At 69.6% G+C, this 6,589-nt stretch carries 7 protein-coding genes and 1 tRNA gene; 4 read left to right on the top strand and 4 right to left on the bottom strand.

Annotated features, from left to right (window positions below):
• On the bottom strand, positions 1–317 hold a 317-nt coding region (locus tag B8460_RS15735; RefSeq protein ID WP_148360645.1), incomplete at its 3' end, for a DUF4147 domain-containing protein.
• Positions 318–397: 80 nt separating this feature from the next.
• Between B8460_RS15735 and B8460_RS15740 the strand changes: the two genes are divergently transcribed.
• A complete protein-coding gene (locus B8460_RS15740) occupies positions 398–703 on the top strand; it encodes a DUF1244 domain-containing protein (protein WP_048862562.1) in 306 nt (101 codons plus the stop codon).
• 12 nt (positions 704–715) lie between these two features.
• Here B8460_RS15740 and B8460_RS15745 read toward each other — a convergent pair whose 3' ends face one another.
• Entirely contained in the window at positions 716–1,393 is a 678-nt protein-coding gene (locus tag B8460_RS15745; RefSeq protein WP_048862563.1) for a methyltransferase family protein, read from the bottom strand.
• 158 nt (positions 1,394–1,551) lie between these two features.
• Between B8460_RS15745 and B8460_RS15750 the strand changes: the two genes are divergently transcribed.
• Positions 1,552–1,827, top strand: coding sequence for a DUF2312 domain-containing protein (locus tag B8460_RS15750; RefSeq protein ID WP_048862564.1), 276 nt, complete (start codon positions 1,552–1,554; stop codon positions 1,825–1,827).
• A 64-nt stretch (positions 1,828–1,891) separates the two neighbouring features.
• Here the strand turns inward: B8460_RS15750 and ppa are convergent, their stop codons facing one another.
• A complete protein-coding gene (gene ppa, locus B8460_RS15755) occupies positions 1,892–2,422 on the bottom strand; it encodes an inorganic diphosphatase (RefSeq protein WP_048862565.1) in 531 nt (176 codons plus the stop codon).
• Positions 2,423–2,479: 57 nt separating this feature from the next.
• On the bottom strand, positions 2,480–4,588 hold the full coding sequence (locus B8460_RS15760) for a sodium-translocating pyrophosphatase (RefSeq protein WP_456303910.1): 2,109 nt from the start codon (positions 4,586–4,588) through the stop codon (positions 2,480–2,482).
• A 222-nt stretch (positions 4,589–4,810) separates the two neighbouring features.
• On the opposite strand from B8460_RS15760, the gene B8460_RS15765 reads away from it, so the two are divergent.
• A tRNA-Ile gene (locus tag B8460_RS15765) sits at positions 4,811–4,884 on the top strand.
• A gap of 47 nt (positions 4,885–4,931) precedes the next feature.
• The coding region (ettA, locus tag B8460_RS15770) for an energy-dependent translational throttle protein EttA (RefSeq protein ID WP_048862566.1) at positions 4,932–6,589 on the top strand (1,658 nt) is incomplete at its 3' end.

A 6,589-nucleotide genomic window follows, 5' to 3' on the forward strand; every position in this document is an offset into this window, starting at 1 on the left:
CTCGCCGCGTCCGGGACCGGGTGCGACGCCTCGATCACCCGGATACGCCGGGTCGGCACGGCATGGCCGTAGCGCGTGACGACCACCCCCTCCAGCGGCACGTCCGGCCATGCATCTTCCAGCGCCGCCGCCATCACCGCCGCCGACTTGCCGCCGCCGACGACGACGCAACGGCCGGTGGCGGGTCGGGGCGGCAGGTGGCGGGCGAGTACCACGCGCGGGTCCGCCGCCGCCACGCCCGCGTCGAAGACGCGACGCAGCACGGCCCGCGCCCGCGCGTCATCGAAGCTCGGGTCGGTTGCCCTCGGGTCGTTCACCACCAGCCTCCCTGCGTGTGCGGCCTATGGCTAACCGCGTCCCGCGGCGCCATCTAGGGGGCGACAGAGGGAGCCCGCCCATGCCGATCAAAGACCTCGACGACGCCACCCGCACCGAGCTTGAGGCCGCCGCGTTCCGCCGCCTCGTCGCCCACCTGCGCGAGCGGACGGACGTGCAGAACATCGACCTGATGAACCTCGCCGGCTTCTGCCGCAACTGCCTGTCGCGCTGGTTCCGCGAGGGCGCCGCCGAACGGGGCATGACGATCCCCGACCCGGAGGCGCGGGAGTTCGTCTATGGCATGCCCTACAAGGAATGGCAGGCGAAATACCAGACCGAGGCCACGCCGGCGCAGGCGGCGGCCTTCGTCAAGCCGGAACACTGACCGCGGCGGCCGTCAGTACACGCCGGGCAGCAGCCGCCAGCGGACCCGCGCCGCATAGGCAGCGTAGCCCGGCAGGCCGCCGGCCAGGAACCGTTCCTCCTCGACCAGCCGCCAGTTGACCACGGCGGCGAGCGGAATCAGCGGCAGCAATCCCCAGGCCGAGCCGAGGGCGAGCGGGAAGCCGGCCAGCATCACCAGCGCCGCGGCGTACATCGGGTGACGGACGCGGGCATACGGGCCGGTGTCCACCACACGCTGCCCGGCTTCCACCTGGATGGTCGCCGCGGCGTGGCTGTTGGCACGGAACACGGCGCCGACGCCCGCCACCCCCGCGACCACCAGCGCATCCCCCGCCAGCGCCGCCCAGGCCGGCAGCATCGGCCCGCCCGCGCGGCGGACGGCGGCCGGCACGACCAGCAGCGCGACGAAGAAGACGGACGCGCAGGCCATGATGATTTTCTGCCGCGGCGCCGTCTCGGCCCGCATGCCACCCTTCATGCGCCGCCGCACCAGCGCTGGATCGCGCTTCAGCGCCTGTGCGGTGAGGCCTGCCGTGACCGCGCCATAGACGGCGAGGAACACCCAGGCCTGCCAGTAATCGGTCGTGCCGGCGGCGACGAACACGGCCAGCGCCATGAGCACAAGGGTCACCGCGAGGCCCCGGTAGGCGCGGACTGCGAGGGTCGCCATGGCCCACCCTAGTCCGCCGCCGGCGCTCGGGCGACTCGGGGCCGGCGGGGCAGGCTGGTGCGGCAGTCTGGCGGGACAGTCTGGCGGGACAGGCGGGCGATTGACCGGGAGCCGGGGCCGCCCTATCCCCGCCCGCTCATCGACGGAGGGGTCGGCACATGGCGCTCGATGCGACGGACAAGGACGGACCGGCGAGCAAGGCGGGCGGCGTCGCCGCCGACCGGCTGCGCTCCATCGTCGAACGCATCGAGCGGCTGGAGGAGGAGCGCAAGGCGCTGTCCAGCGACATCAAGGACATCTACGCCGAAGCGAAGTCCGCCGGGTTCGACGTCAAGGTGCTGCGCACCCTGATCCGCCTGCGCAAGCAGGAAGCGGCCGAGATCGAGGAACAGGAGACGCTGCTCGACGTCTATCGCCGCGCGCTCGGGATGTAGCCGCGCCCCGGCTGTGCCCCGGCGGCGACGCCGGGGCAACGCAATGCGGGAGGGGCGCCGGTGCCTAGCCGCCGCCGTCGCGTGCGATCGCCGCGATGATCATCGCCTTGGCCTCGTCGGCGTCGCCCCAGCCGGTGATCTTGACCCATTTGCCGGGTTCCAGATCCTTGTAGTGCTCGAAGAAGTGCTGGATCTGCTCGCGGGTGATCAGCGGGATGTCGGTGTAGTTGGCGACATGCAGATACCGCTTGGTCAGCTTCGGTGACGGCACGGCGATGATCTTCTCGTCCTCTCCGGCCTCGTCCTGCATGCGCAGCACGCCCACCGGGCGGACGTTGATGACCGCGCCCGGCACGATCGGGCGGGTATTGGCCACCAGCACGTCGATCGGGTCGCCGTCGTCGGACAGGGTGTGCGGCACGAAGCCGTAATTGCCGGGATAGCGCATCGGCGTGTGCAGGAAGCGGTCCACGACCAGGGTGCCGGCCGCCTTGTCGAGTTCGTATTTGATCGGCTCGCCGCCGATCGGCACTTCGATGATGACGTTCACGTCTTCCGGCGGGTTGTGGCCCACCGCGATCGCATCAATGCGCATGTCAGGTCCCTGCCAGGTGGCCCGGACCCCGATCGGGGGGCCCGGGCAGGTGGCAGACTAATGCACCGCCCCGGCCAGGATGGCCAGCAGCAGCAGGGCGACGATGTTGGTGATCTTGATCATCGGGTTGACCGCCGGGCCGGCGGTGTCCTTGTAGGGGTCCCCCACCGTGTCACCGGTCACGGCGGCGCGGTGCGCCTCCGAACCCTTGCCGCCGTGATGCCCTTCCTCGATGTACTTCTTGGCATTGTCCCACGCCCCGCCGCCCGACGTCATCGAGATGGCGACGAACAGGCCCGTGACGATCGTGCCGAGCAGCATGGCGCCGAGGGCGCTGAAGGCCGCCCCCTGGCCGGCGACCGACCGCACGACGAAGTACAGCACCACCGGCGCCAGCACCGGCAGCAGCGACGGCACGATCATCTCGCGGATCGCCGCCTTGGTCAGCAGATCGACCGCGCGGCCGTATTCGGGCTTGGCGGTGCCTTCCATGATGCCGGGGATCTCGCGGAACTGACGCCGCACCTCGATCACCACCGATCCGGCGGCGCGGCCCACGGCGGTCATGCCCATGGAGCCGAACAGATAGGGCAGCAGGCCGCCGATGAAGAGCCCGATCACGACGAACGGGTTCTGCAGCTGGAAGTCCACCTGCAGGTCGGGGAAGTAGTGCTGCAGGTCCTGGGTGTAGGCGGCGAACAGCACCACCGACGCGAGACCGGCGGAGCCGATCGCATAGCCCTTGGTCACCGCCTTGGTGGTGTTGCCGACGGCATCCAGCGCGTCCGTCGTCACCCGCACCTCCTTCGGCAGGTCCGCCATCTCCGCGATGCCGCCGGCGTTGTCCGTGACCGGGCCATAGGCGTCGAGCGCCACGATCATGCCGGCGAGCGCCAGCATGGTGGTCGCCGCGATGGCGATGCCGAACAGGCCGGCCAGCATGAAGGCCAGCACGATGCCGATCGCGATGACGATCACCGGCCCGGCGGTGCTTTCCATCGACACCGCGAGGCCCTGGATGACGTTGGTGCCGTGGCCCGTCGTCGAGGACTGCGCGATGCTGCGCACCGGCCGGTATTCGGTGGAGGTGTAGTATTCGGTGATCACCACGATCAGCCCGGTGACGCCGAGGCCCACCAGCGCGCACAGGAACAGGTGCCAGCCGGTGATGGTGGCGCCGTCGGTCAGCTCCAGCGGCACCCGGTAGCCGGCGCAGATGCCGACCACGAGGGCGATGCCCACCACCGACAGCGCGCCGGTGACCAGCAGACCCTTATACAGAGCGCCCATGATGTTGTTGCTGGCGCCGAGCTTGACGAAATAGGTGCCGACGATCGACGTCAGGATGCACACCCCGCCGATGCCGAGCGGCAGCATCAGCAGCCAGTCGCGGGCATGGCCGGTGAACAGGATCGCGCCGAGCAGCATGGTCGCGACGATCGTCACCACATAGGTCTCGAACAGATCGGCGGCCATGCCGGCGCAGTCGCCGACGTTGTCGCCCACGTTGTCGGCGATCACGGCCGGATTGCGGGGGTCATCCTCGGGGATGCCGGCCTCGACCTTGCCCACGAGGTCGGCGCCCACGTCCGCGCCCTTGGTGAAGATGCCGCCGCCCAGGCGGGCGAAGATGGAGATCAGCGAGGCGCCGAACGACAGGGCGACCATCGCCTCCAGCACCGGACGCATGTCCGGCGTCGCCGGCATCACCATCCGCAGGATGCCGTAATAGATGGTCACGCCCAGCAGCCCGAGGCCCACGACCAGCAGCCCGGTGATCGCCCCCGACTTGAACGCGATGTCGAGCCCGGCGCCGAGGCCGGACATCGACGCCTGCGCCGTGCGGACATTGGCGCGGACCGACACGTTCATGCCCACATAGCCCGCCGCCCCGGACAGCACCGCGCCGATCAGGAAGCCGATCGCGACATGCACGCCGAGCGAGAAGCCGAGCAGGATCATGATGACCAGCCCGACCGCGCCGATGGTCGTGTACTGGCGGTTGAGATAGGCGCGCGCCCCCTCCTGCACCGCGCCGGCGATTTCCTGCATGCGGGCGGAGCCGGCATCGGCCGCCAGCACGCGCTGGGCTGTCTGGTAGCCATAGGCAAGTGCCAGTGCACCACAGAGGATGACCAGCAGGAAGGCGAGCACCATCGGGAGCATTCCTCGCTTGCTTCGGCCGGGGGCGACGGACGCGAGGGCCGCCGGACGGCCGGGGTTGTTGTTGCGCGGGCGGACGGACCGCCGCGGAGCCTACGGAAAATGCCCAAGGTTGCCCGGGCTGGCAAATGGCCGCCGCCCGGGCACGGTCCCGGCATGCGGCGCCCGGCACGGCTTGCGCGCGGACGGCAGGCGCGCGACATACGGGGCTGCGGCGGTCGCGCTGCGCCTGTAGCTCAACTGGTTAGAGCGGGCCGCTCATAACGGCTTGGTTGCGGGTTCGAGTCCTGCCGGGCGCAGACCCGCCTTTCGACCTCCCACCCGATCCGCCGCTCAGGGGAAGCAGATGCCCAGCTATCAGTATGTCTATGTGATGAAGGACCTGACGAAGAACTATCCGGGTGGCCGGGAAGTCTTCAAGGGCATCACCCTCTCGTTCCTCCCCGGCGTGAAGATCGGCGTGCTCGGCGTCAACGGCGCCGGCAAGTCCACGCTGCTGAAGATCATGGCCGGCATCGAAAAGGAATACGGCGGCGAGGCCTGGGCCGCCGAGGGGGTGCGGGTCGGCTATCTCGAACAGGAGCCCAAGCTCGATCCCACCAAGACCGTGGGCGAGAACGTCGAGGAGGCGTTCGGCCCGCTGAAGGCGGCGCTCGACCGGTTCAACGCGATCTCGATGGAGTTCGCCGAGCCGATGGACGACGACCGGATGAACGCCCTGCTCGCCGAACAGGCGGAGCTGCAGAGCCGGATCGACGCCGAGGACGGCTGGGAGCTGGACCGCCGGGTGGAGATCGCCCTCGACGCCCTGCGCTGCCCGCCGGCGGAGGCGCAGGTCACGTCCCTGTCCGGCGGCGAGCGGCGGCGCGTCGCGCTGTGCCGGCTGCTGCTGGAGCGGCCGGACATCCTGCTGCTGGACGAGCCGACCAACCATCTCGACGCCGAAAGCGTCGCCTGGCTGGAAAAGACGCTGCGCAACTATCAGGGCACCGTCATGGTCGTCACCCACGACCGCTACTTCCTCGACAACGTCACCAACTGGATTCTCGAACTCGAGCGCGGGCGGGGCTATCCGTTCGAGGGCAACTACTCGTCCTGGCTGACGCAGAAGCGCAAGCGGCTACAGCAGGAGGAAAAGGAGGAAAGCGCGCGGCAGCGGGCACTGGCGGCCGAGCAGGAATGGATCGGCTCCTCCCCCCGTGCCCGACAGGCCAAGAATCAGGCGCGCATCAAGCGCTACGAGGAGTTGCTGGCCAAGTCGCAGGAGCAGGCGGGCGGCGTCGCCGACATCGTCATCACCCCCGGCCCGCGCCTGGGCGGCACGGTGATCGAGGCGGAGGGGCTGCGCAAAGGCTATGGCAACCGGCTGCTGATCGACGACCTGAGCTTCAAGCTGCCGCCGGGCGGGATCGTGGGCGTGGTCGGACCGAACGGCGCCGGCAAGACGACGCTGTTCCGCATGATCACCGGACAGGAGCAGCCCGACGCCGGCACGCTGCGCGTGGGCGAGACCGTCAAGCTCGGCTATGTCGACCAGAGCCGCGACAGCCTCGATGCCGACAAGACGGTGTGGCAGGAAATCTCCGGCGGCACCGACGTGATCTATCTCGGCAAGCGCGCGGTGCAGAGCCGGGCCTATGTGGGCGCCTTCAACTTCAAGGGCAGCGACCAGCAGAAGAAGGTCGGCATCCTGTCGGGCGGCGAGCGCAACCGCGTCCACCTCGCGAAGATGCTGAAGGAGGAACACAACGTCCTCCTGCTCGACGAGCCGACCAACGATCTCGACGTGGACACGCTGCGGGCGCTCGAGGAGGCGCTGGCCGAGTTCGCCGGCTGCGCCGTCATCATCAGCCACGACCGCTGGTTCCTCGACCGGCTGGCGACCCACATCCTGGCCTTCGAGGGCGACAGCCACGTCGAATGGTTCCAGGGCAACTTCCAGGCCTATGAGGAGGACAAGCGCCGCCGCCTCGGCGACGCGGCGGTGGAGCCGCACCGGATCAA

Origin of the sequence: Acidisphaera rubrifaciens HS-AP3, assembly GCF_000964365.1 — a bacterium.
Taxonomy (GTDB): Bacteria; Pseudomonadota; Alphaproteobacteria; order Acetobacterales; family Acetobacteraceae; genus Acidisphaera; species Acidisphaera rubrifaciens.

What these genes read in the sequence shown, in the direction of transcription:
- B8460_RS15740 (WP_048862562.1), top strand. Translation starts at nt 398, where the DNA reads ATGCCGATCAAAGACCTCGACGACGCCACCCGCACCGAGCTTGAGGCC.
- B8460_RS15745 (WP_048862563.1), bottom strand. Translation starts at nt 1,393, where the DNA reads ATGGCGACCCTCGCAGTCCGCGCCTACCGGGGCCTCGCGGTGACCCTT.
- B8460_RS15750 (WP_048862564.1), top strand. Translation starts at nt 1,552, where the DNA reads ATGGCGCTCGATGCGACGGACAAGGACGGACCGGCGAGCAAGGCGGGC.
- ppa (WP_048862565.1), bottom strand. Translation starts at nt 2,422, where the DNA reads ATGCGCATTGATGCGATCGCGGTGGGCCACAACCCGCCGGAAGACGTG.
- B8460_RS15760 (WP_456303910.1), bottom strand. Translation starts at nt 4,588, where the DNA reads ATGCTCCCGATGGTGCTCGCCTTCCTGCTGGTCATCCTCTGTGGTGCA.